The 24,368-nt window shown below is 66.8% G+C and carries 24 protein-coding genes and 2 tRNA genes; 16 read left to right on the top strand and 10 right to left on the bottom strand.

Annotation, left to right across the window (positions count from 1 at the left end; all coding sequences use genetic code 11):
• The first annotated feature begins 98 nt into the window (after window positions 1–98).
• Together OG203_RS13740 and OG203_RS13735 are read left to right on the top strand one after the other, a co-directional pair.
• A tRNA-Gln gene (locus OG203_RS13740) sits at window positions 99–170 on the top strand.
• Between the two features lie 150 nt (window positions 171–320).
• A tRNA-Glu gene (locus tag OG203_RS13735) sits at window positions 321–393 on the top strand.
• A 380-nt stretch (window positions 394–773) separates the two neighbouring features.
• Here the strand turns inward: OG203_RS13735 and OG203_RS13730 are convergent.
• The 3 genes from OG203_RS13730 to OG203_RS13720 all read right to left on the bottom strand — a co-directional run bounded on the left by OG203_RS13730 (window position 774) and on the right by OG203_RS13720 (window position 2,369).
• On the bottom strand, window positions 774–980 hold the full coding sequence (locus tag OG203_RS13730) for a DUF5302 domain-containing protein (RefSeq protein WP_405166029.1): 207 nt from the start codon (window positions 978–980) through the stop codon (window positions 774–776).
• 153 nt (window positions 981–1,133) lie between these two features.
• Window positions 1,134–1,634, bottom strand: a complete 501-nt coding sequence (locus OG203_RS13725; RefSeq protein ID WP_405166028.1) for a pyridoxamine 5'-phosphate oxidase family protein — start codon at window positions 1,632–1,634, stop codon at window positions 1,134–1,136.
• A gap of 33 nt (window positions 1,635–1,667) precedes the next feature.
• A complete protein-coding gene (locus OG203_RS13720) occupies window positions 1,668–2,369 on the bottom strand; it encodes an IclR family transcriptional regulator (protein ID WP_405166027.1) in 702 nt (233 codons plus the stop codon).
• Between the two features lie 158 nt (window positions 2,370–2,527).
• On the opposite strand from OG203_RS13720, the gene leuC reads away from it, so the two are divergent.
• From leuC to OG203_RS13705, 3 genes are all read left to right on the top strand, one after another.
• Window positions 2,528–3,949 carry a 3-isopropylmalate dehydratase large subunit gene (gene leuC / locus OG203_RS13715; RefSeq protein WP_405166026.1) on the top strand — a complete coding sequence of 474 codons (1,422 nt, stop codon included), beginning with the start codon at window positions 2,528–2,530 and terminating at the stop codon, window positions 3,947–3,949.
• Between the two features lie 35 nt (window positions 3,950–3,984).
• The gene (leuD, locus tag OG203_RS13710) at window positions 3,985–4,593 is read left to right on the top strand and encodes a 3-isopropylmalate dehydratase small subunit (protein WP_405166025.1); all 609 of its coding nucleotides are present in this window, start codon (window positions 3,985–3,987) and stop codon (window positions 4,591–4,593) included.
• A gap of 156 nt (window positions 4,594–4,749) precedes the next feature.
• Complete coding sequence (locus OG203_RS13705) at window positions 4,750–5,409, top strand: HU family DNA-binding protein (RefSeq protein ID WP_405166024.1); 660 nt, start codon at window positions 4,750–4,752, stop codon at window positions 5,407–5,409.
• A gap of 124 nt (window positions 5,410–5,533) precedes the next feature.
• Here OG203_RS13705 and OG203_RS13700 read toward each other — a convergent pair whose 3' ends face one another.
• The 3 genes from OG203_RS13700 to cofC form a co-directional block, all read right to left on the bottom strand.
• Window positions 5,534–6,472 carry an NUDIX domain-containing protein gene (locus OG203_RS13700; RefSeq protein ID WP_405166023.1) on the bottom strand — a complete coding sequence of 313 codons (939 nt, stop codon included), beginning with the start codon at window positions 6,470–6,472 and terminating at the stop codon, window positions 5,534–5,536.
• Window positions 6,473–6,492: 20 nt separating this feature from the next.
• Window positions 6,493–8,652 (bottom strand): RNA degradosome polyphosphate kinase, encoded by a 2,160-nt coding sequence (locus tag OG203_RS13695; protein ID WP_405166022.1) that lies wholly within the window; start codon window positions 8,650–8,652, stop codon window positions 6,493–6,495.
• 160 nt (window positions 8,653–8,812) lie between these two features.
• The gene (gene cofC, locus OG203_RS13690; protein WP_405166021.1) at window positions 8,813–9,496 is read right to left on the bottom strand and encodes a 2-phospho-L-lactate guanylyltransferase; all 684 of its coding nucleotides are present in this window, start codon (window positions 9,494–9,496) and stop codon (window positions 8,813–8,815) included.
• Window positions 9,497–9,527: 31 nt separating this feature from the next.
• Between cofC and OG203_RS13685 the strand changes: the two genes are divergently transcribed.
• The 4 genes from OG203_RS13685 to OG203_RS13670 all read left to right on the top strand — a co-directional run bounded on the left by OG203_RS13685 (window position 9,528) and on the right by OG203_RS13670 (window position 13,664).
• On the top strand, window positions 9,528–10,523 hold the full coding sequence (locus OG203_RS13685; protein WP_405166020.1) for an NAD(P)H-dependent glycerol-3-phosphate dehydrogenase: 996 nt from the start codon (window positions 9,528–9,530) through the stop codon (window positions 10,521–10,523).
• A 113-nt stretch (window positions 10,524–10,636) separates the two neighbouring features.
• The gene (locus OG203_RS13680; protein WP_405166019.1) at window positions 10,637–11,530 is read left to right on the top strand and encodes a hypothetical protein; all 894 of its coding nucleotides are present in this window, start codon (window positions 10,637–10,639) and stop codon (window positions 11,528–11,530) included.
• Window positions 11,509–12,546, top strand: coding sequence for a hypothetical protein (locus OG203_RS13675; protein WP_405166018.1), 1,038 nt, complete (start codon window positions 11,509–11,511; stop codon window positions 12,544–12,546). The genes OG203_RS13680 and OG203_RS13675 overlap by 22 nt, the downstream gene beginning before the upstream one ends.
• A gap of 80 nt (window positions 12,547–12,626) precedes the next feature.
• Window positions 12,627–13,664, top strand: a complete 1,038-nt coding sequence (locus tag OG203_RS13670; RefSeq protein ID WP_405167870.1) for a D-alanine--D-alanine ligase — start codon at window positions 12,627–12,629, stop codon at window positions 13,662–13,664.
• Window positions 13,665–13,708: 44 nt separating this feature from the next.
• Here OG203_RS13670 and OG203_RS13665 read toward each other — a convergent pair whose 3' ends face one another.
• Window positions 13,709–14,377 carry a DUF3515 domain-containing protein gene (locus OG203_RS13665; protein ID WP_405166017.1) on the bottom strand — a complete coding sequence of 223 codons (669 nt, stop codon included), beginning with the start codon at window positions 14,375–14,377 and terminating at the stop codon, window positions 13,709–13,711.
• Window positions 14,378–14,551: 174 nt separating this feature from the next.
• On the opposite strand from OG203_RS13665, the gene OG203_RS13660 reads away from it, so the two are divergent.
• From OG203_RS13660 to OG203_RS13645, 4 genes are all read left to right on the top strand, one after another.
• Window positions 14,552–15,523 (top strand): thiamine-phosphate kinase, encoded by a 972-nt coding sequence (locus tag OG203_RS13660; RefSeq protein WP_405166016.1) that lies wholly within the window; start codon window positions 14,552–14,554, stop codon window positions 15,521–15,523.
• Window positions 15,524–15,534: 11 nt separating this feature from the next.
• The gene (locus tag OG203_RS13655) at window positions 15,535–16,218 is read left to right on the top strand and encodes a uracil-DNA glycosylase (protein WP_405166015.1); all 684 of its coding nucleotides are present in this window, start codon (window positions 15,535–15,537) and stop codon (window positions 16,216–16,218) included.
• Between the two features lie 53 nt (window positions 16,219–16,271).
• Entirely contained in the window at window positions 16,272–16,553 is a 282-nt protein-coding gene (locus tag OG203_RS13650; RefSeq protein ID WP_405166014.1) for a hypothetical protein, read from the top strand.
• A 62-nt stretch (window positions 16,554–16,615) separates the two neighbouring features.
• Window positions 16,616–17,476, top strand: coding sequence for an alpha/beta fold hydrolase (locus OG203_RS13645; RefSeq protein WP_405166013.1), 861 nt, complete (start codon window positions 16,616–16,618; stop codon window positions 17,474–17,476).
• Here OG203_RS13645 and OG203_RS13640 read toward each other — a convergent pair.
• The 3 genes from OG203_RS13640 to rpmB all read right to left on the bottom strand — a co-directional run bounded on the left by OG203_RS13640 (window position 17,467) and on the right by rpmB (window position 19,059).
• Window positions 17,467–18,246 (bottom strand): enoyl-CoA hydratase/isomerase family protein, encoded by a 780-nt coding sequence (locus OG203_RS13640; RefSeq protein WP_405166012.1) that lies wholly within the window; start codon window positions 18,244–18,246, stop codon window positions 17,467–17,469. The two genes, OG203_RS13645 and OG203_RS13640, sit on opposite strands and share 10 nt — an antisense overlap.
• A 17-nt stretch (window positions 18,247–18,263) precedes the next feature.
• Window positions 18,264–18,782 (bottom strand): GNAT family N-acetyltransferase, encoded by a 519-nt coding sequence (locus tag OG203_RS13635; protein ID WP_405166011.1) that lies wholly within the window; start codon window positions 18,780–18,782, stop codon window positions 18,264–18,266.
• 85 nt (window positions 18,783–18,867) lie between these two features.
• Entirely contained in the window at window positions 18,868–19,059 is a 192-nt protein-coding gene (gene rpmB, locus OG203_RS13630) for a 50S ribosomal protein L28 (protein ID WP_039799620.1), read from the bottom strand.
• A 370-nt stretch (window positions 19,060–19,429) separates the two neighbouring features.
• Here rpmB and OG203_RS13625 point away from each other — a divergent pair, with 370 nt between their 5' ends.
• The 3 genes from OG203_RS13625 to OG203_RS13615 all read left to right on the top strand — a co-directional run bounded on the left by OG203_RS13625 (window position 19,430) and on the right by OG203_RS13615 (window position 24,363).
• The gene (locus OG203_RS13625; RefSeq protein WP_405167869.1) at window positions 19,430–21,079 is read left to right on the top strand and encodes a DAK2 domain-containing protein; all 1,650 of its coding nucleotides are present in this window, start codon (window positions 19,430–19,432) and stop codon (window positions 21,077–21,079) included.
• A complete protein-coding gene (recG, locus tag OG203_RS13620; RefSeq protein WP_405166010.1) occupies window positions 21,080–23,362 on the top strand; it encodes an ATP-dependent DNA helicase RecG in 2,283 nt (760 codons plus the stop codon).
• A gap of 65 nt (window positions 23,363–23,427) precedes the next feature.
• Window positions 23,428–24,363, top strand: coding sequence for an LLM class flavin-dependent oxidoreductase (locus tag OG203_RS13615; protein WP_405166009.1), 936 nt, complete (start codon window positions 23,428–23,430; stop codon window positions 24,361–24,363).
• The last annotated feature ends 5 nt before the right edge of the window (window positions 24,364–24,368 follow it).

Raw genomic sequence — 24,368 nt, 5'->3', positions numbered from 1 at the left:
GCGATTTGTAGTTAACCCGTAGCCGTTTGGTAGTCTTCTTCTCGGCTCGGAACAAGGCCTCGCAGTCATCCAGACGCGAGGCTGAAACGCCTGGTCATTGGGGTATGGTGTAATTGGCAACACAGCTGATTCTGGTTCAGCCATTCTAGGTTCGAGTCCTGGTACCCCAGCGGAGAGATTGTTGTCGAGATCGGTCGCGCAGCCGAAATCAGAACAGCAGCTGGCGATTTGGTCGCCACGCTCCGGCCAGCTAAGCTAGCCGAGCCTCCTGATCGAGAGATCAACCAAAGGTGCTCCTCGTGTCAACGAGAAGCAGTCCTGGCCCCGTCGTCTAGCGGCCTAGGACGCCGCCCTCTCAAGGCGGTAGCGCGGGTTCGAATCCCGTCGGGGCTACAAACCAGTGCAAGGCTCATGCTCATTGCGAGCATGAGCCTTGCTGGTTTTCCGCGTATTTTTTGGGGGTGCAACCCCCAAACCCCGCCCGGCGGGCTGCGCCCCCGGACCCCCTGGCCGGGAGGCTTCGCCCCCGGCGCTCATGTGGGCGGGTAGACGATGGATGTTTTGTTCTTGCGGTTTTGCTCAACGGTCTCTGGTTGGGCGGGGTGGTGCCGGGCCTCTGGTCGGGTGGCTTCGTCTCTGGCGCGCATGTGGGTGGGTGTGCGGTTGATATTTCGTTCCTGGGGTTTGCCGTCGGGCGGGGCTGTTTCGGCTGCCTCGCCTAGGCAAAGCGAAGGCCCCCCGGTCTGGTGACCAGGGGGCCTTTTTTGTCTGATTTATCCGCTCTTGCGGCGGAATTCGCGCTTGGTGCTTGCGTTGCCGTGGGTGGCGTTGGCGCCCTTGGAGCGGCCGTCGAGGTGGTCGGCGGTGCGGGCGTTGTGCTGGTTTTTGCGGTCGAGGGCCTCTTTGAACTTGCGCTTCACTTCGTCGGCGCTGGTGGCCTCGGGGGTGCCTGAGCCGTTGGAACTATCAGATTCCGTCATCGCCGTCTCCTCGTGGTGGCGGTCGGGGTGCGCCCGTGCGGGCGGCGGTGCCCGGCCGATCGTGTCGAACGGTTCGACGTTAGTCGTCGGAGGGGGGTGATGTCAGTTCGATATCGGGGCGCGTCGGGGGCTGTGGCTCAACGCATAGGCAGGTCAGTCCATGGGTTGGGCGGTGGTGCCGCCGAGGGGGAGCTGGGGCAGGCCTAGCTTGCGGTGGTCCCAGCTGCGGACGCGGTCGGGGATGACGCGGATGGCGGATCGCTTGTGCAGCATGGTCTCGACCATCGGGCGGACGTCTTCGCTGTAGGGGCCGGTGTAGCGCTCCCAGACGCTGACGCCGACGGCGTAGAGCTTTTCGGGGTCATCGATGATCTCGGCGTGGCCCTCGATGGCGACGCCGCGCAGCTGATCGTAGGTCTGGCCCGCCTCGACCATGCAGGTGATGCGGGGGTCGCGGCGCAGGTTGACGGCCTTCTGGGATTTGGTTTTGGTCTCGAACCAGAGTTCGCCGTCGAGGAGGGCGTACCACATGGCGGTCAGGTGCGGCCTGCCGTCGGGGCCGATGGTGGCCAGGGTGGCGACGCGGCTTCGCTCCAAGAACTCGCTGATCTCGGTGTCGGACATGACGATCTGTGCCCGTTGGTTGACTCCCATTGGCTTACTCTAGAACGTGATTTCTAGAACGTGTTACAGGCGCTTGTGTAATGCGTCGGCGGCGGCGACCAGGTCGGCCGCCCAGCGTGCGCCTGGTCGGCGGCCCATGCGGTCGATGGGGCCGGATACCGAGACGGCCGCGATCACGGTGCCGCCAGCGTCGCGCACGGGAGCGGACACGCTTGCCACGCCGGACGCGCGTTCGGCGGCGCTCTGTGCCCAGCCGCGCTTGCGCACCTCGGTCAGCGCGCGTTCGCCGAAGACGGCGTCGGCGAGGATGGTGTGCTGCAGGTCGGCGTCGGCCCAGGCGAGCAGGACTTTGGCGGCGGAGCCCGCGGTCAGCGGCAGCCGGGCGCCGACGGGGACGGTGTCGCGCAGTCCGACTGGCGGTTCCAGCGCCGCCACACAGATCCGCGCATTGCCGTCCAGGCGATACAGCTGGACGCTTTCGCCGGTGATCTCGCGTAATCGGGGCAGCACGGCCGCCGCGGCCTCCAGCAGCGGATCGGTGGCTCCGGCGGCGAGTTCGGCGAGGGCGGGGCCCGGTCGCCACATTCCGGTGTTGTCGCGGGCGAGCAAACGGTGTACTTCCAGGCCGACGGCCAGGCGATGTGCGGTGGCGCGGGGTAGGCCGGTGCGGGCGCACAGCTCGTTGAGACCGCAGGGGTGCTCGGCTACGGCGTACAACACCGCCACTGCTTTATCGAGGACACCGATGCCGCTATGCTGTCTCATAGAACGATACTAACGTCTCGGATGCTGGGAAATCCACTGCCGGAGCAAGTGGCGCGGAATCTCCAACGAGGCATCCGACCTCGCATATCCGAAAACTTGTGCAGCCGCGCGCTCCCAGCCCGGAACGCGACGGGATGCTCGTCGAAAGGTGATCGAGAATGGCAGAGCCACGCACCATGGCCGAAAAGGTGTGGGAGCAGCACGTCGTAACCCACGGCTCGGGTGAGGGGGCCGGGCGCGAACCCGACCTGATCTACATCGACCTGCATCTCGTGCACGAGGTGACCAGCCCGCAGGCGTTCGACGGCCTTCGCGCGGCGGGCAGGCCGGTGCGCAGGCCCGATCTGACGATCGCGACCGAGGACCACAATGTCCCGACCACCGACATCGATAAGCCCATCGCGGACCCGATCTCGCGCACCCAGGTGGACACACTGCGCCGTAACTGCGTGGAATTCGGTGTGCGCCTGCATCCGATGGGCGATCTGGACCAGGGCATCGTGCACGTCGTCGGCCCGCAGCTCGGGCTGACCCAGCCGGGCATGACGGTGGTGTGCGGGGACAGCCACACCTCGACGCACGGCGCGTTCGGCGCGCTGGCGATGGGCATCGGCACCTCGGAGGTCGAGCATGTCCTTGCCACCCAGACACTCTCGCTGCGCCCGTTCAAGACGATGGCGATCACCGTCGACGGCACGTTGGCGCCCGGCGTGACGAGTAAAGACCTGATTCTGGCCGTCATCGCGAAGATCGGCACCGGTGGCGGCCAGGGCTACGTGCTGGAGTACCGCGGCGAGGCGATTCGCGCCATGTCGATGGAGGCGCGAATGACCATCTGCAACATGTCCATCGAGGCGGGCGCACGGGCGGGCATGATCGCTCCGGACGAAACCACCTATGAATTCCTCGAAGGACGCCCGCACGCCCCGCAGGGAGCCGACTGGACGGCAGCAGTGGCCGCCTGGGAGGCGCTCAAGACCGACGACGGCGCGACGTTCGACGCCGAGGTGCACATCGACGCCGCCGAGCTGACCCCGTTCGTCACCTGGGGCACCAACCCGGGACAGGGCGCGCCCCTTGGCGAATCGGTGCCAGACCCCGCCCAGATCGCGGACGAGACGGCGCGCGAGTCCGCGGCGAAAGCGCTGCGGTACATGGATTTGGAGCCGGGCACTCCGCTTCGCGATGTGGCGGTCGACACGGTATTCGTCGGATCGTGCACCAACGGACGCATCGAGGATTTGCGTGCTGTCGCTGAGGTTTTAAAAGGACGCCGAGTCGCGGACTCGGTGCGAATGTTGGTTGTACCGGGGTCTATGCGGGTTCGTGCGCAGGCCGAATTAGAAGGACTGGGCGAGATTTTCACCGCGGCGGGCGCCGAATGGCGGCAGGCAGGCTGCTCAATGTGCTTGGGAATGAATCCGGATCAGCTGGAGCCGGGCCAGCGATGCGCGTCGACGTCGAACCGTAACTTCGAGGGTCGACAGGGCAAAGGTGGCCGTACGCACCTGGTTTCGCCGCTGGTGGCGGCCGCGACAGCGGTGCGCGGAACCCTGTCCTCACCTGCGGATCTGGACTGACCGGACGCGATACCCCTACCGACTCAGGAGAATCAATGGAAGCCTTCACCGTGCACAAGGGGATCGGCGTGCCGTTCCGCCGTTCCAATGTCGATACTGATCAGATCATCCCAGCTGTGTACCTGAAGCGGGTGACCCGCACGGGATTCGAGGACGGACTCTTCGCCGCATGGCGTAACGATCCGGAGTTCATTCTGAACAACGAGCCCTACAACCGGGGAAGTGTGCTGGTAGCGGGCCCCGATTTCGGCACGGGATCCTCGCGTGAGCACGCCGTATGGGCGCTGTCGGACTACGGCTTTCGGGTGGTGATCTCGTCTCGCTTCGCCGACATCTTCCGTGGCAATGCCGGTAAGGGCGGGCTGTTGGCCGCTCAGATGTCACAGAACGATGTCGAAATGCTCTGGAAGTTGCTCGAGGAACAGCCAGGACTCGAATTGGTTGTGGACCTCGAGGCGCGCACGGTGACCGCCGGAACCGCCGTGTTGCCGTTCGATATTGATGACTACACACGGTGGCGTCTGCTCGAAGGATTGGACGACATCGGCCTCACGCTGCGCCGCAGCGACACCATCGCTGAGTTCGAAAACGCAAGGCCAGCATGGAAACCCACTACCCTCCCAGCACGTATTTCGCAGTCCTAAACACCCTTGGGTGTTAGCTGGATGGCACCGGGGCCGATAGCTGGACGTGTGCTAAACCACATGAATTTTGGCGTGGCACATAGACTCTTGCCCATTGTGGGTTTACCGTGGTACCTAGTCGGTCCGACGACGGGCCATTAGTCTGCGGAGGATTCAATGAACAAGGCGGAACTGATCGACGTTCTGACCGAAAAGTTGGGTACTGATAGGCGCACGGCCACCGCGGCAGTCGAGCATGTGGTCGACACCATCGTGCGCGCGGTGCACAAGGGTCAGAGCGTCACAATCACCGGATTCGGTGTGTTCGAACAGCGCAAGCGTGCGGCTCGAGTTGCCAGGAACCCGCGCACCGGCGAAACCGTCAAGGTGAAGCCCACTTCGGTGCCTGCGTTCCGTCCGGGTGCTCAGTTCAAGGCCGTGATCGCGGGTAAGCAGAAGCTCGCCCAGAGCGGTCCCGCCGTCAAGCGCGGCGTGAATGCCCCGGTGGCAGCCAAGAAGGCGGCCGCCAAGAAGACGGCGGCCAAGAAGGCCGCCGCCAAGAAGGCCACCCCGACCAAGGGCCCGGCCAAGACGACGGCGAAGAAGGCTGCCAAGAAGGCACCCGCAAAGACCGCTGCTCGCAAGACGACTGCGGCCAAGGCGCCCGCCAAGAAGACGGTCGCCAAGAAGACGGCCGTGAAGAAGGCTCCGGCCAAGAAGGTCACCGCCGCCAAGAAGACGGTGGCAAAGAAGACCGCCGCCAAGAAGACGGTCGCCAAGAAGGCTCCGGCCAAGAAGTCGGCCGCCAAGAAGGCGCCCGCTCGCGGTCGCCGCTAGATACTGCGCCAGTACGGTATTGGCGCCGGTTGATCGGCCGTAAGGCCGAATCATCCGCTGTACCGATCGAACACGGCCCCGGAGGTTCACCTCCGGGGCCGTTTCGTATGTGTGGGTGTGTCTTTCAGGCCTTCACGAAGTCGGAGTTCAGCGACCGGTCCAAGTGGTCGGCGGCAACCAGCTTGCCGTCGACGAAGGACAGCACCCAGACGCTGCCTTTGCGGTTGCGCGCGGACGGTAGCGTGATGCCGTCGCGCTCGGCCCACCACCGCAGCAGATCGGGAATCACCTTGCCCTGACTACAGATAACGGGCACCTCGGTATCCGGCACCAGCGAGACGATCCGCTGCCGCGTCTCGTCCTGCGCTGCGGCATAACCGATTTCGGAAAGCAGCGGCTCGAGGATGATCTCGGTACCGAGCTTCTCGGCCAGCGGCGTCACGGTCTGCACGCAGCGCACCGGATCGGCCGAATGGATCTCAGATGCCCCGAACGCCAGCAGATTCGAGACCAAGGCCCGTGCTTGGGCCTGGCCGGACCGATCCAGTGGGCGCAGCGGGTCCGGGCCGGAGAAGCGGTCTCGCCGACCAGCTTTCGCGTGCCGGACCAACAGCATCGTGCGGGTGTTCGGTGGCAGCCTGGTGAACGCGCGCAGCACCTGCCGGTCCATCGGGTAGGACAGCTGCTCCATCACGCAATCCAGCGAATACCAATTCAGCACGTCCACTTCGTCATTCGAGGTGAACTCGCCACCGGCCACCTCGGCAGCCCAGTAGTCGACCCGCTTCAGCTTGCGGTGTCCCGGAACGGGATAGGTGACGTGGCCGAGGTAGCGCCCGAGCTTGCAGTCGAGCCCGGTCTCTTCGCGGACCTCACGGACCGCGGCGAGCACCGGCGTCTCACCGGGATCGAGCTTGCCCTTGGGCAGCGACCAATCCTGGTACTTCGGCCGGTGCACGACGGCGATCTCGATGGCGCCCTTCGGCGTCCGTCGCCACAACACCGCACCCGCGGCGTGAATGTTGGCAGTAATACGGGGATCCCAGAAGGGTCCCCCTTCCATCTCGTACCCCGTAGCACCACTCACTGTTGTTCTGGTCTCCGCAGTCGCATCAGGAATTCTTGGTGGTCACGCACTTTGACGTCGTCGTCGCCCGCGTGCTCGGGCCAGGCCAACCAATTGCCATCCGAGCTGAGTACCCAGCAGCGGGTGTTGGGATGCAACGCGGAGTCGAAAACCTGGCCGAGCTGCTCGGTCAGCCGCGGATCCTTCACCTGCGCCATCACTTCCACGCGCCGGTCCAGGTTGCGGTGCATCATGTCGGCACTGCCGATCCAGTACTGGTCCTGGGCCTGGAAGTGCATGACCCGCGAGTGCTCGAGGAAGCGGCCCAAGATCGAGCGCACTTCGATATTCTCGCTCATCCCCGGCACGCCGGGGCGCAGCCCGCAGATGCCGCGCACCACGATCTGCACCGGCACACCGGCCAGCGAGGCGCGATACAGCGCATCGATGATCTCCTCGTCGACGATCGCGTTGGCCTTCAACCGGATTCGGGCGTCCTTGCCCTGGGCGGCCAGTTCGGTCTCGCGCTGGATCCGCTCGATGATTCCGGCGCGCACACCGTGCGGTGCGACAAGCAGGTTGCGGTAGTTCTCTTTTCGCGAGTAACCGGTCAGCGAATTGAACAGGTCGGTCAGGTCGGCACCGATTTCCGGTGCGGCGGTGAGCAATCCGACATCCTCGTAGAGCCGCGCGGTCTTCGGGTTGTAGTTGCCGGTGCCGATGTGGCAGTAGCGGCGGATGGTCGCGCCCTCGCGTCGCACCACCAAGCAGGTCTTGCAGTGCGTCTTCAAGCCGATGAGGCCGTAGACCACGTGCACGCCGGCCTGTTCCAGTGCGCGGGCCCATTTGATGTTGGCCTGCTCGTCGAACCGCGCCTTGATCTCGACCAGCGCGACGACCTGCTTGCCCGCCTCGGCCGCGTCGATGAGCGCGTTGACGATCGGTGAGTCACCGGAGGTGCGGTAGAGCGTCTGCTTGATGGCGAGCACCTGCGGGTCCGCGGCGGCCTGCTCGATGAACCGCTGCACGCTGGTGGAGAACGAATCGTAGGGGTGGTGCACCAGCACGTCGCCCTCGCGCAGCGCCGCGAACACGTTGCGCGGAGTCTCCCGCTCGCCGAACGCGGGCGGGGTGGCCGGTACGTAGGGCGCGTCCTTGAGGTTCGGCCGGTCGACCCCGTACACCTGCCACAGGCAGGACAGGTCGAGCAGGCCGGGCACCTGGATGACGTCGCCGGGATCGACATCGAGTTCGCGCAACAGCAATTCGAGCATGTGCTCGGTCATGTCGTCGGAAACCTCTAGGCGCACCGGCGATCCGAAGCGTCGCCGCGCCAGTTCGCGTTCCAGCGCCTGCAGCAGGTCTTCGTCGCGGTCCTCGTCGACCTCGAAGTCGGCGTTGCGGGTGATCCGGAACGAGTGCTGCTCAACCACTTCCATGCCGGGGAACAGCAGATCGAGGTGCGCCGCGATCAGCTCTTCCATCGGCAGGAAGGCGGCGATGGTCGAACCGGCGTCGGTGCGGCGCACCCGGACGAACCGATCGACGTTGTCGGGCACCTTGACTCGCGCGAAGTGCTCGCCGCCGGTGGCGGAATCCTTCACTGTCACCGCGAGATTCAGGCTCAACCCGCTGATGTAGGGGAACGGGTGCGCCGGATCCACCGCGAGCGGGGTGAGCACCGGGAACACCTGATCCTGGAAATGGCCCGAGAGACGTTGGCGCTCATCGTCGTTCAGGTCGGTCCAGTCGATGATCGCGATGCCCTCCGCGGTGAGGGCTGGCAGCACGTCGTCGAGGAAGACCCGCGCGTGCCGCACGGCGATCTCCTGCGCGCGGGCGGCGATCAGTTCCAGCTGCTCGCCGGGGGAGCGCCCGTCGGCCGAGCGAACAAGCAGACCGGTCTCGGCGCGACGCTTGAGGCCAGCGACGCGCACCATGTAGAACTCGTCGAGATTCGACGCGAAGATGGCGAGGAATTTGGCGCGCTCCAGCAGCGACAGCGAGGAGTCCTCGGCAAGGGCGAGTACCCGGGCATTGAAATCGAGCCAGCTCAGCTCTCGGTTGAGGTAGCGATCACGTGGCAACTGCTCGACCGTCGCGTCCGAAGGCACCGGTGTCGCCGCGGGTGGCGGCGTAGGAAGCAACTGCTGCTTGACAGTTTCCGTATCGCTCATGCCCTTACCTCGCTGGCGCTCGGCACCGACACGCGCGATGCGCGCTGGCAGACGGATAGCTCGCTTCGCTCACTCACGCCAACGATCATCCCCTACGAACCGGGTGGCGTGGAGCCCGACACTATGATTGACGTGAGCATCACCTCACTCTGGCGATCTCCTAGCACACTCGGCGGACCGGTTGGTGAACGCGGTCTGGCCAGCCGATGTCGTGCAGCGCCACTCTGGTCGCGCAGCCCGCGCCGAGGTCAATGGCCAGGTCCAGGTCGTCGGCCGTGTCGACATCCAGTCGCAATCCCGGCCAATCCCCGGTCAGATCGACCGCGCCCGCGGCGATGTGTTTGCCCGCCGAGCCGGGCCCGAAACGCGGCTCGAGGGCGGCGTCGGGGTCGCGGACAAGTAGCGCGGCCGTGCCGGTGCCCGCGTGGTCGACCACGATCGAGCGAACTCCGCGCGGCGCGATGGTCAGTACGTCGGCCAGTTCGGCTGCGCGCAACGCGGGCAGGTCCGCCTGCAACGCGAGCAGATCGACCGGTCCGTGCCGGTGCCGCAGCCCGGTCGCGGCGTCGGCGAGGGCGTTGTTCAGCCCGTCCAGACCCGCCGAACTCGGCTCGGGATGCACCGAGGCGCCCATCGACAGTGCCAGGTCGGCCACCGCCGGATCCGGCGTGACCACGGTGACCGAGACGATCTCCGGAACGGCCGCGGTGGCGGTCAAGGTGTCGGCGAGCATGGCGAGGACGAGCCGGGCCCGGTGTTCCGGGCGCAGCCGGTCGGACAGTCGGCTCTTGGCCTGATCGAGGCTCTTGACCGCGATCACGGCATGCACAGCGTGCGGGCGCATGCGTCCAATCCTTCCATGGCATATTGGGCAGATGACGAGGGCGGCAGTTATGGGCGCGGGATCATGGGGGACCGCGTTCGCGAAGGTGTTGGCGGACGCGGGAACCGAGGTCACCATCTGGGCGCGACGACCCGAGGTCGCCGAAATACTGCACACCCAACATCGCAATCCCTCTTACCTCACCGATATTCCGCTGCCCCCGATGGCGGCCACCCACGACCCGGCCGTCGCGCTCGACGGCGCGGACATCGTGGTGCTCGGGGTCCCGTCTCAGTCGTTGCGCGCGAACCTCGAGCACTGGAAAGAGTTGATCGCCCCGGACGCGTCCATGCTGAGTCTGGCCAAGGGCATCGAAAACGGCACCCTGCTGCGGATGAGTCAGGTGATCGGCGAGGTCACCGGCGCCGACGAGGGGCGAATCGCGGTGCTGTCCGGCCCGAATCTGGCGCACGAGATCGCCGTCGGTCAGCCGGCGGCCACCGTGATCGCCTGCACCGACGCCGACCGTGCGGTCGCGCTGCAGCACGCGAGCGCTACCGGATACTTCCGGCCGTATACCAACACCGATGTGATCGGCTGCGAGGTCGGCGGCGCGAGCAAGAACGTGATCGCCCTCGCCTGCGGCATCGCGTCGGGAATGGGGTTGGGGGACAACACCGTCGCCAGCATCATCACCCGCGGCCTCGCGGAGATCATCCGGCTCGGCGTCGCGCTCGGCGCCGAACCGGCCACCCTCTCGGGCCTGGCCGGAGTCGGCGACCTGGTCGCCACCTGCACCTCACCGCTGTCCCGCAACCGGTCGTTCGGGCGGGCACTCGGCGCGGGCGGTTCCATGGACTCCGCGCAGGAAGCGACCCACGGACAGGTGGCCGAGGGCGTGAAATCATGCACGTCCATTCGCGCGCTCGCCGTGAAACACGATGTCGATATGCCACTCACCACCGCGGTGAACCAGGTCTGCCACGAGGGCATGGCGGTGAGCGAAGCCGTCGGCAATCTGCTCGGGCGGCGGATCAAGCCGGAGTAGCGGTGTGGTGAATTCCACACGTTCCCAGCCGGATTCGAGTGCTGATTGGTATCTTGACCTCGTCTGGTCGCGGTGCATCGATACTGTCGATGAATAGCTACCGAGGGGCCGGTATGCAACTGGCGAAGGCACCGCCAGCGTTCGACGCGGCGTTGCTTGCCGCGGAATGCGGCGCGATTCGAACCGGGATTCGTAATCGGTGCTCGGAGTCGACACGCCTACGGCTGATGCACGGAAACGGCAACATCATCGCGATCCTCGAGGGACGCCGGTATCCGGGCACCCGGAGTGATCGGGCGGCGCTGGCCTGCGAGATCTGCGGTCGAATCAGCGCGGTCCGGGTCGACGGTGTCGGGTATCTGTGTTGGACCGACACGACAGCCCGCTTCTGGTTTCACGATCGGGACGGCACCTACGAGCCCACCTGTGGCAACGGCTTGCGGTGCGCCACTCGCCTGCTCAGTGATATCGGGTGGCTCACTGGCCAATCGGAGATCCTTACCGACAATGGCCCCCGCCGCATCCGGATGGAGCACAGGGAGGCCGTCGCGTCCGTCGGAACAGCGAGGGGCTATCGCGCACTCGGACCGGATCGGTACTTCGTCTACACCGATATCCCGCATGTTGTCGTACTGTGCGAACGGCTCGAGCAGGTCGATGTCAGGACCGAAGGCTCGCGACTGGCTCATGACGGCCGACTATGTCGGATGGTTGGGCATCCGGAAGGGGTGCATGTCGATTTCGTCGAGTCGACGGCTGTCGGGATAGCTGTACGTACCTACGAGATCGGTGTCGAGGACGAGACAATGGCCTGCGGTACCGGCGCCGCAGCGGCGGCATACGTAGCGAATCGGCTTGGGCTCCACCGTATGCCGATCGAGGTCGGCATGCGGGGCGGAACCCTTGTCGTCACGGTCGAGTGCGCTGAACTACTGATCACCGGGCAAGTCGGCTACCTACTGCGTGCCCCATCGGAGGAGGGCGAATGCGTGACTTCGGGAAACTGATCCGGCGCGTGGTGGAACATCTCACCAGGACACGCGCCAGGGCAGGCTGGGCCCTCACCGCGGCGTCATTGCTGGCCTATATGGCATCTGGTCACAACGAAGGCCTGCGTCAGTTCTGGTTAGTGTTGACCGGTGTCGCGGCCGGAGCGATCTTCCTCCCGGAGCGAGACGAGTCGGTCTGGCGGATGAGTTCCGCGCAGTTGCGTGCCATGGTTCCCGAGCATCGAATCGCGGCGCTGCAGCGGCTGCTGATCGGCGCGCGATGCGAGTCACCGCAGTGGGCCGACATCGTCTGGCAGCGTGGGCTCGAGCCGCTACTGGAGGTGGGCCGCAACGCCGAACTGGTCATCTGGGATGCCAAGTACGACATCGCTATTCACCTCATCGAGCGTCGGTGCGGTGACGTCGATGTGTTCAGGGTGGACACGTTGAGCCGGGCTCGTCGTGCGCTGCCCACCGCGGCGACGCGGAAATACTGGGTCAGCGTGGCGCGTACCGAGGAAGCGCTGCAGGTGGAGTACCAGTTCTCGAACTGCCTTACGCGAGAGTTGGTCATGATGCCAGGAGTCGACCCCGCGGTCTGGCGAACCGCGGTGGCCGATTTCTGTCTGGTCCGGATGTGGTTCGACGGAGTGGCCGCGCAGGTACACGTGGACAATTCGGAAGGCTTGTCGGACGTCGTGCGGTGGTACATCGATATTCCGGAAGAGCAGCAGGTGTCGACGGCCGTTCCATACACCCTGCAGTTCGACTTTCCGATACCGAGCGCAGAGCGCAACTTCCCAGTGCTGTTCAACGGCTACTACAGCGCGGGTGCGAGTGAGGTGACGTTGCGAATCGATGACCCCTCCGGCGCCAGTGAACTCAGGTACGAGCAGTTCCTCGCCTACGGTCTCGGGGCCTATGTCGGTGAGTTCTCGCGGAGTGTCGACAGCACCCATTCCCAGCAGATCAGTTTCTCGACGCCGCGGGAGAGCTTGCTCTGGCCGGGGTCGGGGATAGTCTTCCACTGGTGAGTTGGCCGTACGGTGTTGTGACGGGCTCGCACCACGTTTGCTGTCGGCGCAGCGGGCCCGTGTAGCCTGCTCGGTTGTCGATGCAGGCTGAAACCGAGCGCGGATCAAGGCGGAAACACATGCGGGTAGCGGTGCTGTTTGGCGGGACGAACAGCGAGCGGGATGTCTCGATCGCGACGGCAGGGCAGGTCTTCCGTGCACTGCGCGAGCGAGGACATGACGTCTCTGCCTTCGACACCACGGCGGGCAAGTTGAAGCCGAGTGACGAGGATCGCCTTATGGAGGCAACGGTTCCCATAGAGCCGCCGGATCTGAGCATCATTCCCGGCGAGGATGTGACCATGCAGCTACTCAGTGAGCCGGGTGGGCTGCGGGCCGTCGACGTCGTGTTCCTTGCGCTGCATGGCGGCACCGGTGAAAACGGCACGATTCAAGGACTGCTCGACCTTGCGGGCGTGCCTTACACCGGAAGTGGCGTGCTGGCCAGCGCGATGGCGATGGACAAGGATGTCTCCAAGAGACTGTTTCGGCTCGCGGGTGTGCCGACACCAGACTGGTACATGGTTGGTCCCACCGCCGAGTTCGACGATCAACTCGGCTGTCCGGTGGTCGTTAAGCCGAACAAGCAAGGTTCAACGGTCGGCCTGACGGTGGTCAAAGATCCCGCGTTGTTCGCCGACGCCGTGCGGGTCGCGCGGATCCATGATCAAGAGGTCATGGTCGAGAAGTTTGTTCCAGGGCGCGAATTCGTCATCGGAGTCCTCGGCGGGGAAGCGCTTGCCGTTGGCGAGATCATTCCGCAGGGCAGTGAGATCTTCGACTACCGCAACAAGTATCAAGTCGACGGTGCGGTAGAGATTTTTCCGGCTCAGATTCCGGACGCGCAGGCGGACGAGATGCGTAGCTTGGCAGTGCAGGCGCACCGTGCTCTCAAACTGGGCAACTACAGTCGCGTCGACTTCCGAGTGGACAGCGAAGGTCGCATGTGGTGCCTGGAGGCGAACACATTGCCGGGGATGACCGCGACAAGCCTGCTCCCGCAATCCGCGGCGGTTGTCGGTATCGGTTTCGCCGAACTGTGCGAGAAGATCTGCCAAAACGCACTGACCAACAAGTGATCATCCCAACCCTCGCGCGCGGCACCGGACTTCGCTAGCTGACCTCAGTTGGGGAGGGGGCCCGGGTCGAGGGGGGTGGCGGGGAGGTTGGCGGTGATGGTGTCGGAGACCGCTTGGAGTGGGGTGGGGCCGGAGCCGTCGGGGACGGTCAACGCGATGTAGGTCTCGCGGTCGACGGCGAACCAGGTGCTTGCCTTGGCGGCCTGGTCGCGGGCCTCGAACCATTGGACGCCGTTCACGATCTGCAGTGCCGAGGCGCGGTTGAACTCGAGCGGGCGGTCGAGGCCGCAGCGCAGCACGATCGGGTCGCCGCCGTCGGCGTGCTGCCAGGCGCGGGTCGCCGGTGGAGAGGGTTCGACCAGGGTGGATTTGGTGTACTCGCCGAGTTCGGTCGGCAGTGCGGGGAGCAGGTTGGTGCAGGCGGTGCCGTTCGCGGCGGGAGCGGGGACCGGGCCGAGGACCAGCGGTTCGCGTTCGACGGGGGCGCGGCGGGCGAAGATCGCGATCACGAGCACGGCGACCACCAGCGCGACCGGCAATGCCACGGCGGTGGCGATGAGTGCGGGTGAGTACTGGCGCGTGTTCGCGGTCTCGGCTTCCGAGGTAGCAGGTTCAGTGCCAAGCGGGCCGTCGGCGGGCGTGGTGCTCTCGGCCTCGGCGAGTTGCCCGGCCGTGTCCTTCGACGAATCGTGGTCCGACGATTCCGCCGCCATGCTCACCGATCCTTTCCGTTTCGCTGCCGAGCGGCCGGCGGCCGCATAAGCGCGGCGGCGCCGTGACCGGCCCGGTAGCAGTCGATTGCCCTGAAAAGGGTACCTTCGGGTCGATTCCAGCCAGCAGCGCGTCTGAGAGGACCGGTCATCAGCGAGCACACGGGGCCAACGACGGTGCGTGAACTGGGGGAGTTCGCGCTGATCGATCGGATCAACCGCGGTCGGGTCCAGGCGCCGAGCGTACTGCTCGGCCCGGGCGACGACGCGGCCCTGGTCGCCGCGCCGGACGGCCGATTCGTTGTCACCACCGACATGCTCGTGCAGGACCGGCATTTCCGTCTCGACTGGTCGAGTCCCGAGGACATCGGAGGTAAAGCGATCGCGCAGAACGCGGCCGATGTGGTCGCGATGGGTGCGTGGCCGAGCGCGTTCGTGGTGGCGCTCGGCTGCCCCGCCGACACCCCGCTCGACGTGATCGACGGGCTGACCGACGGCATGTGGGCAGAGGCGACCCGCGCGGGTGCGTCCATCGCCGGCGGCGACCTGGTCCGCAGCCGCGATCTCGTCATCTCGGTCACCGCGTTCGGTGACCTGCGTGGCCGCGCGGCCATCACGAGAGCCGGTGCGCGCGTGGGTGACACGGTCGCCGTCGCGGGCCGCCTCGGCTGGTCGGCCGCTGGCCTCGCGATCCTGACCGCCGGCGCGGCATCCGACGACTTCGCCGAAGCGCTTGCCGCGCACCGTGTCCCGCGGCCGCCCTATTCGGCGGTGCTGAATGCGCACACCGAAACCGGGTTGAACGCACTCACCGATGTCTCCGACGGCCTACTGGCGGATCTCGGCCATATCGCCGAATCATCCGGTGTCGCTATTGATCTGGATTCGTCCGCGTTGCACGACCGAACACTCGCGGACCTCGCCGCCCGGATGGATGCCGATGCGGCGCAATGGATTCTGACCGGCGGCGAGGATCACGCGTTCGTCGGCGCCTGGTCAGCGGAGTGTGAGCTGCCCGACGGATGGGTGCCGATCGGCCGGGTGTCCGCCGGTCATGGCGTCACGGTCGACGGCGCGGCGCGGGCGGGCAGCGCCGGGTGGGAATCGTTCGGTGGGGCGGACTCGGCGGCCGCGAGCGAACCACGATAAGTTGTGCGGTCATGGGCGCGAAACCACTGTCGGAAATCATGGATCCGGGATGGGCGAAGGCACTCGAGTCGGTGGCGGAACGCATTTCCGCCATGGGCGAGTTCCTGCGTGCGGAAAACGCGGCGGGCCGCGGCTATCTACCGGCCGGTGAGAACGTGCTGCGTGCCTTCCAGCGCCCGTTCGACGCGGTGCGCGTGCTGGTCGTCGGGCAGGACCCCTACCCGACCCCCGGCCATGCCATGGGCCTGAGTTTCTCTGTCGCACCGGATGTTTCGCCGGTCCCGCGCAGTCTGTCCAACATCTTCGCCGAATACACCAAGGACCTCGGCCATCCGACGCCGTCCTGCGGCGACCTGAGCCCCTGGTCGGATCAGGGTGTGCTGATGCTGAACAGGGTGCTGACGGTGGCGCCAGGCCAGCCCGCCTCGCATCGCGGCAAGGGCTGGGAAGCGGTGACCGAACAGGCGATTCGCGCGCTGGTCGCGCGGGACGAACCGCTGGTCGCGATCCTCTGGGGCCGTGACGCGTCGACGCTCAAGCCGACCCTGGTCGCGGCCGAGGTCCCCTACATCGAGTCCGCGCATCCGTCACCGCTGTCGGCGTCGCGCGGCTTCTTCGGTTCCCGCCCGTTCTCCCGAGTGAACGAACTGCTCGACGAGCTCGGTGCCGAACCCGTTGACTGGCGCCTGCCCTGAGTCGGCGTCTGTGTGTGATCTACCTAGATTGATTTCGAGTGAGGAGCTTTTCCATGCCCAACAACACCGTTCGCGGCGCACTGCGCGGCACCACCGCCACCCTGGCCCTCTGTGCCGCCCTCGCGGGTGGCGCCGCGACCGCGAGTGCGACGGGCCTGCCGCTGGAGCCTGCCGCCGACACCAGCACCTCGGCACCGGCCGCCGACACCTCGTCCACGCAGATCGGCGAGGAGTTCACCTCGAACGGTTCGTCCACCATCTCCTCCTCGGTCAACGCCAAGGTCGCCTGCCTGCTGCAGCGCACCCTCAGCGCCTCGGGCAAGTGGGACTGCTGACCTGAGCCCGTTTCGAGAGGCTCGCCCGCAAACCGTAACCGGTTCTATGCGATCCTCGGTTTGTGAGTAATGCGAACAATCATCTAGAGCCCGCGCCATTGCGGCTGCGCGGTTCGGGTGGGATCGAACTGGCCGCCGACCAGTTCGGCCCGGTCGACGGTCAGCTCGTCGTCTTCTTGCACGGCGGCGGGCAGACCAGGCACTCGTGGAAACAGACCGGCGCGAAGCTCGGCGCCGCCGGTATGCGCGTGGTCACGCTGGACGCGCGCGGCCACGGCGACAGCGCGTGGTCCGAAGACGGCGACTACCGCCGCGACACCATGGTGGACGACCTGCTGCTCGTGCTCGAACAGCTCGGTGCGCCCGCCGTCGTGGTCGGGGCGAGCATGGGCGGCATCACCGGCCTGCTCGCCACCGCCGTCCCCGGTGCGGCGATCAGCGCGCTGGTGCTCGTCGACATCGTGCCAAGGCCGGAGCGGGCCGGTGGCGCGCGGGTGATCGACTTCCTCGGCAAGCACCGCGACGGATTCGACAGCCTCGAGCAGGTGGCCGATGCCGTCGCCGAATACCTACCGCACCGGCCGCGTCCGAAGAACACCGACGGCCTGCTGCGCAACCTGCGCGAGCGCGACGGTCGCTGGTACTGGCACTGGGATCCGAACATCCTGGCCCAGCGCGTCGAGGACCCGTCGGATATGACCGATCAGCTGGAAGCCGCCGCGCGCAAGCTGACGATGCCGGTGCTGCTGGTGCGCGGCATGCAGTCGGATGTGGTGAGTTCCGAAGGCGCTGCGGCGTTTCAGGAGTTGGTGCCGCACGCGCAGCTGGTCGAGATCGGCGGTGCGGCACACACCGCGGCCGGTGACGACAACGACTCCTTCACCGACGCGGTCGCGAAGTTCGTGCTACAGACCTACGCGTAGTTCGGCTTGCGCTTCTCGACGAACGCGTCGACACCTTCGCGGCCGGTCGCACCGTTGGCCGCCGCCGCGATGGCATCGCGTTCGCGGTCGAGCTGATCACCGAGCGCCGACGAAGTGGATTGCGCCAGTAGCGTTTTGATGCTCGCGTAGGTGGAACGCGGTCCGGCGGCGAGGGTTCGGGCCAGGTTCAGCGCCTCGGCCTGCACCTCCTCGTCGGCGACCAGTCGGCTGAGGATGCCGAGCCGCACCGCCTCGTCGGCGTCCAAAACCGCGTCGGTGAGCAGGATTTCACGGGCTCGGCCGACTCCGACGATGCGCGGCAGCGTCCAGGACATGCCGCCGTCGGGGCTGAGGCCGATGCCGGGGTAGGCCGGGCGCAGCTTGGTGCTCGGCCCGCCGAGCGCGATGTCGGCCGCGCAGACCAGGCTCATCCCGGCGCCCGCCGCCCAGCCGTGTACACCGGCCACCACCGGGACCGTGGTGGCGTCGAGTGCGCGCACGAAGTGGTGCAGATCCGTTGCCAGGCCGTAGATGTGGGCGGCCCGGTCGGCTGCGGCAGCGAAGCCGCGCACGTTGCCGCCCGCGCAGAAGTTCGCGCCGGTGCCGGTCAGCAGCACGGCGCCGACCTCGCGGCCGAGCGAGCGCAGTGCGGCGGTGCCAGCGACGATTCCGCCGAAGTCCATGGACGTGCCGTTGGCCGCGGTCGCGATGGTGATCTGCAGAACGCCGTCGACGGTAGTCACGTACCCGGCTTGTTCGGTGGAGGTCATGATCAGCACCCTAGGGCCTACGGATACGGTCGATCCAGGCGACCTGGCTCGCGCACCATTCTGACCTCGATCGAGGGCGAGAAGGCCTCGACCCTGCTCGTGCCGTCCAGCTCGAAACCGTGTTTGCGGTAGAAGGCGAGGGCGCGCGGGTTCTGCTCGAACACCCATAGCGAGTATGTCGCCGACGGATCGAGCGCGGCGCGCAGCAGATCATCCGCGACGCCGGTGCCGTACCAGGGCGACCGGACGTACATCGCCTGCAACTGGAGCGGGGGCACCGGCGGCTCGTCGAGGGTCTCGCCCGCGCTGGCAAAGCCGATCACCTGTGTGCCGACGAGCGCGACCCAGGTGCGTCCGGGGTACTTGACCCGGTTGCGTTCCCATTGCTTGGCGCGCCGTTCGACATCGAAGGCGTCGAGCACGTGCGCGGGCACCAGGTCTCGGTATGCCTCCCGCCAGCAGGCGATGTGGCATTCGGCGAGGCTGTGGGTGTGCTCGGCGGCAAGTGCGGCGATGCGCCAGTCGGGCTCGGTCATACCCGCCTATCGATGACTACGCCCCGGATCACCCGTGAGGGTGCCGGGGCGTGCGTCGGTCTCGTACTGGTCAGCCGTGGCTGAATCAGCCGCGGGCGACCTTGCCTGCCTTGAGGCAGGAGGTGCACACGTTCATGCGACGGGTGTTACCCGGCGCAACCTGGGCGCGAACGGTCTGGATGTTCGGGTTCCAGCGACGGTTGGTGCGCCGGTGCGAGTGCGAGACCGACTTCCCGAAGCCGGGGCCCTTGGCGCAGACGTCGCAGACGGCAGCCATAGTCGCGAACTCCTTCATGTCATGTGGAGGACCGTCGCCCGCAGGCGGCATGTCCGGAAACAATGTATTGACCTGCCCCTGCCGACTGACATCGGCCAGCGCAAACCGGCAACGGCCACGCGAGGCAACCCTGCAAGGGTAGCGGGACGGCCCCCGATCCACCAAACCGGGTGCGCCGCGGACCTTGCTGGCACACGTGGTGGGTACCAACAGTATGTCGGTAACGCCCGCTAACCTTGCGGGCGGTGCAGGTGGCGACCGCGGCGCGAGCGGCAGGCCAGGAGGCAGCAGCTTGCGTAACCACGTAGCCACCGGGAGCGCCGCAAATGGAACACGGAAGGGGTGACGGGTGCCCGGAGTGCGGGATGTGATGGACGGCACGGCGTTGCTGCGCTGGGGCCGAACCTGCCTCGACGGTCTGGAGAACCGCCGCGAGGAGATCAACGCACTCAACGTCTTCCCCATCCCCGACGCGGATACCGGCACCAACCTTCTTGCCACGATGCGCGCCGCCATGGACGCCGCGGCGACGCGCGGTCCGGCGGACACCTTGTCGGCGCATGATGTCGCCGCCGCGATGGCGCGGGGCGCGACCATCGGCGCACGCGGCAACTCCGGCATCATCCTGTCGCAGGTCCTGCGGGGTATCGCCGAGGCGGTCCGCAGCGAGCCGCTGACGGCAACCACCCTGCGCGAGGCCCTCAGCCGAGCCTCGATCCTGGTTCGCGAGGCATTGAGTGAGCCGATCGAGGGCACCATCCTCACCGTCCTCGACTGCGCGGCCGCCAGCGCGGCGGCGTGTAGGGACACCTCGCTCGCCGACGTGGCCTTGGCCGCGGCCGACGGCGCGGCCAAGGCGCTCGGTGACACGCCGTCCCAGCTCGGCGTGCTGCGCGCGGCCGGAGTCGTCGACGCGGGCGCGCGCGGGCTCGTTGTGCTGCTGGACAGCCTGGTGTCGGTCACCCTCGGCGAGATCCCGTCCCGGCCGGAGTACACCCCGCGCGAACCGGTGCCCGTGCCCGCCGCCGAGGACAACGGCGAAACCGGCTCGGCGACACCGCAATACGAGGTGATGTACCTGCTGGCCGACACCGACCAGAATCGGATGACCCAGCTGCGCGCCCGCCTCACCCAGCTCGGTGACTCCGTGGTGGTCGTCGGCGACGGCGAGCGTTTCTGGTCCGCCCACGTGCACTGCGCCGACCCGGGCGCCGCCGTCGAGGCCGGTATCGCCGCCGGAAAACTTAGCGGGATCCGCATCGAGAGCTTCGCGCTCACCAGGCACGAGGCACCGCACGATATGACCTCCGGGCACCTGGTCACCAGCACGAACATCGACTCCGCGAAGGAAACCGACGGACCGGCCGACCGCGGAATTCTCGCGGTCGCGGCCGGAGCCGGTGCCGCCGAGCTGTTCGAGGACGCCGGAGCGGTGGTGCTCGCCGGTGACGGCGCGGTGACCGCCGCGGCCTTGCTCACCGCGATCAGGGCGATGCCGAACCGTGAGGTGCTCGTGCTGCCCAACGGCGCGCTACCCGCGCACGACCTGGTCGCGGTCGGTGTCGCCGCCCGTGACGCGCACCGCGACGTGCTCCTGCTGCCGAGCGGGTCCATGGTGCAGGGACTCGCCGCGCTTGCCGTGCACGATCGCGGCCGGATCGCCGTCGACGACGCGTTCGCCATGTCGGAGGCCGCCGCGACCACCCGGTGGGGTTCGCTGCGCGCCGCACCGGAACGGGCGCTCACCATGGTCGGCACCTGCGAAGCGGGCGACGGACTCGGCCTCGTCGGCCACGATGTCGTTGTGATCGACCATGATGTGCGCACGGCGGGCTTGACGTTGCTGGATCGGATGCTCGCCTTCGGTGGCGAACTGGTCACCTTGTTGATGGGTGCGGCGGCGCCGGACGGCCTGTCCGGCGAACTCGCCGCACACATCGGCGAAAGCTTTCCCGGCGTCGAGGTCACCGTGTATTCCGGTGGGCAGCACGGGAATCTGGTGCAGATCGGAGTGGAGTAGATGGCGACCCTGAGTGACCGGCTCGACCATATTCTCGGCGTGAAGGCGGCGGGCTCGCTGGTCGACGCGTTCGACATGCACACGGTGGAGGACCTGCTCCGGCACTACCCGCTGCGCTACGCGACGCAGGGCCAGCCGCTCACCGAGGAAGAGCCAGAAGACGGTTCGCACATCACCGTGATCGGCCGGATCACCAAGGCCGAGCTGCGGCCGATGCGCAACCGGCGCGGTTCGCTGCTGAAAGTGGTGTTGGACACCGGATCCGGCACCGGCCGTGGTGTCGACGTCACCTTCTTCAACGGCGACAAGGTGAAATACGTTGTCCGGGAAGGTCTTCGGGCGATGATGTCGGGCACGGTCAACTACTGGCGGCCCGGCCAGTGGAACCTGAGTCATCCCGGCTATCTGATCCTGCCCGAGGCCGACGACGAGTCGGTCGGCGCGGTGAAAACCGTGCGCGGCGGCGGCGACCTGCGCGGGCTCGCGCAGAGCGCGAAAGGCGCTGAGGGCATTGACACCTCGTTCATGGAGCGAGAGTTCATCCCGGTGTATCCGGCCACCGCGAAGGTGCAGAGCTGGGACGTCCTAGCCTGCGTGCGACAGGTGCTCGATCAGCTCGATCCGATCGACGATCCGCTGCCGGACGCGATCAGGGACGACCGTTCGCTGATGAAGATCTCCGACGCGCTGCGCCTGATCCACCTGCCGGAGCACAAGACCGATATCGAGCAGGCGCAGCAGCGTTTGCGTTTCGACGAGGCGCTGGCGTTGCAGCTGGTGCTCGCCGAACGCCGCCACGAGGTGTCCGGCCGGGCCGCACGCCCGTGTCCGCCGCGACCGGACGGTATCGCCGCGGAGTTCGAGAAGCGTCTGCCCTTCGAGCTGACCGCGGGGCAGCGGCAGGTGATCTCGGAAATCTCCGCGGACATGTCGCGCAGTCATCCGATGCACCGGCTGTTGCAGGGTGAGGTCGGCTCGGGCAAGACGATCGTCGCGCTGCAGGCGATGCTGCAGATCGTCGACGCGGGCCAGCAGTGCGCGTTGCTCGCGCCGACGGAAGTTCTTGCCGCCCAGCACTATCGGTCGCTGCGCGGAATGCTCGGCGACCTCGGCAACGCCGGTGAACTCGGCGCTGGCGACAAGGCGACCAAGGTCGTGCTGGTCACCGGGTCGATGTCGACCGCGACCAAGAAGGCCGCGCTGCTCGAGGCGATGACCGGCGAGGCGGGCATCGTGATCGGCACGCACGCGCTGATCCAGGACAACGTCGAGTTCTTCGACCTCGGCATGGTGGTCGTCGACGAACAGCACCGCTTCGGCGTCGAGCAGCGGGACGCGTTGCGCGCCAAGGCGAAAGCGGGCACCAGCCCGCACCTGCTCGTGATGACCGCGACACCGATCCCGCGCACCATCGCTATGACCACCCTCGGCGATCTGGAGACCTCGACGCTCACCGAACTACCGAGGGGTCGTTCACCGATCACGTCGAAAGTCGTTCCGCGCAGGCAACATCCGAACTGGGTGGACCGTGCGTGGGAACGCATCGTCGAGGAGGTCAAGGCCGGTCGGCAGGCCTACGTGGTGTGCTCACGCATCGGTGACGACGAGGAAGGCTCCGGCAAGTCACGCAACGGCAAGGCGAAGGCCGCGGAGCCCGAAAAGGAAGGCCCCACAACGCAGGCCGCGCTCGACGTCTTCGAGACGCTCAGCACCGGCCCGCTGTCCGAACTGCGCGTCGGCCTGCTGCACGGGCGGCTGCCAGCGGACGAAAAAGACCAGGTGATGCGCGCTTTCAACGACGGATCGGTGGACGTGCTCGTCTGCACAACCGTCGTCGAGGTCGGCGTCGACGTGCCGAACGCGACCGTCATGGTGATCGTCGACGCGGACCGCTTCGGCGTCAGCCAGCTGCATCAGCTGCGCGGGCGCATCGGCCGAGGCAAGCACCCCGGATTGTGCCTGCTGATCACCGATTCCGCGCCCAACGGTTCGGCGATGGCGCGGTTGGACGCGGTCGCCGCCACCACCGACGGCTTCGAACTCGCCGTGCTCGATTTGCGCACCCGGCGCGAGGGTGACGTGCTCGGCGCGGCCCAGTCCGGCACCGCTCGCTCGCTGCGCCTGCTCTCCCTGCTCGACGACCTCGAAGTCATCACCGCCGCACAGGAACTCGCGCGCGAGATGGTCGAAGCCGACCCGGGCTTGAAGAAGCACCCCGGCCTGGCGAGCATGATGCACGCCGCCGTCGACTCCGAGCGCCTGGAGTACCTGGCCAAGTCGTAAACGGTGGCCTGTCGATTACCTGTCGGGTAATCGACACGGCCCCACCGCGGGCGGACGATCATCGGATGATCGAGGTCGGAATTCTGCTGCCGAGCCGGGAAACGGCGATGACCGGGCGGCATGACGTGGCAGGGCTGGTTGCGTTCGCGAAGGTCGCCGAGGAGGCCGGATTCGATTCGGTGTGGACCGGTGATTCGCCGTTGGCACGAACCAGGGTTGATCCGCTGACGCTGCTCGCGGCTGTCGCGGCGGCGACCAGCCGGATTCGCCTCGGCACCGCGGCGTTGACCGCGACATTGCGCCATCCACTACTCGGCGCGCACCAGGCCGCGACCGTCGATCAACTCGCTCCGGGCAGGCTCGTACTCGGGCTCGGTGCCGGATTCCCACTGCCGGAGAGCCGCGCCGAGTTCGACGCGATCGGTGTCCCGTTCGGCGAACGGGTCGGCCGGTTGGACGAGACGGTGCGGATCTGGCGCGCGGCCTGGTCAGGTGCGCCGGATTTCGACGGAAAGTTTTGGCGGATAGACGATCTGGCGCGGGCGCTGCCGACCCCGGCGGGTGGGCCGCCGCTCTGGCTCGCGGGCAGTGACACGCCGAAGGTGCTCGCCAGGGTCGCTCGTCATTACGACGGTTGGCTGCCGTATCTCCCTGACCCGAGCGCGTATGCCCGTGCCTGGGCGACGATCCAGCAGCAGACGACCCGCGCGGTGACCCCAGCGATGTACGCGACGATCGTGCTCGACGATGACCCGGAACATGCGCGCGCCGAGCTGGAAGGCTATGTGCGCCAGTACTATCGCCAGCCGCTGGCGGTAATGTCTGCCATCCAAGCCTATTTCGGCGGCACCGCCGAAGAGTGCGCCGACTGGCTGGCCCGCTACCTCGACGCGGGCGCGACCACCCTCATCCTGCGCCTCGGCTCCCTGAACGTGCACCGCCAACTCGACCTGGTCGCCGAGAAACTGTTGCCCGCCTTACGATCACGCGTCATCGCATGACGCTA

The organism is Nocardia sp. NBC_01499, from assembly GCF_045040275.1.
Classification (GTDB): domain Bacteria; phylum Actinomycetota; class Actinomycetes; order Mycobacteriales; family Mycobacteriaceae; genus Nocardia.
This window is presented reverse-complemented; position numbering and strand designations above follow the sequence as displayed.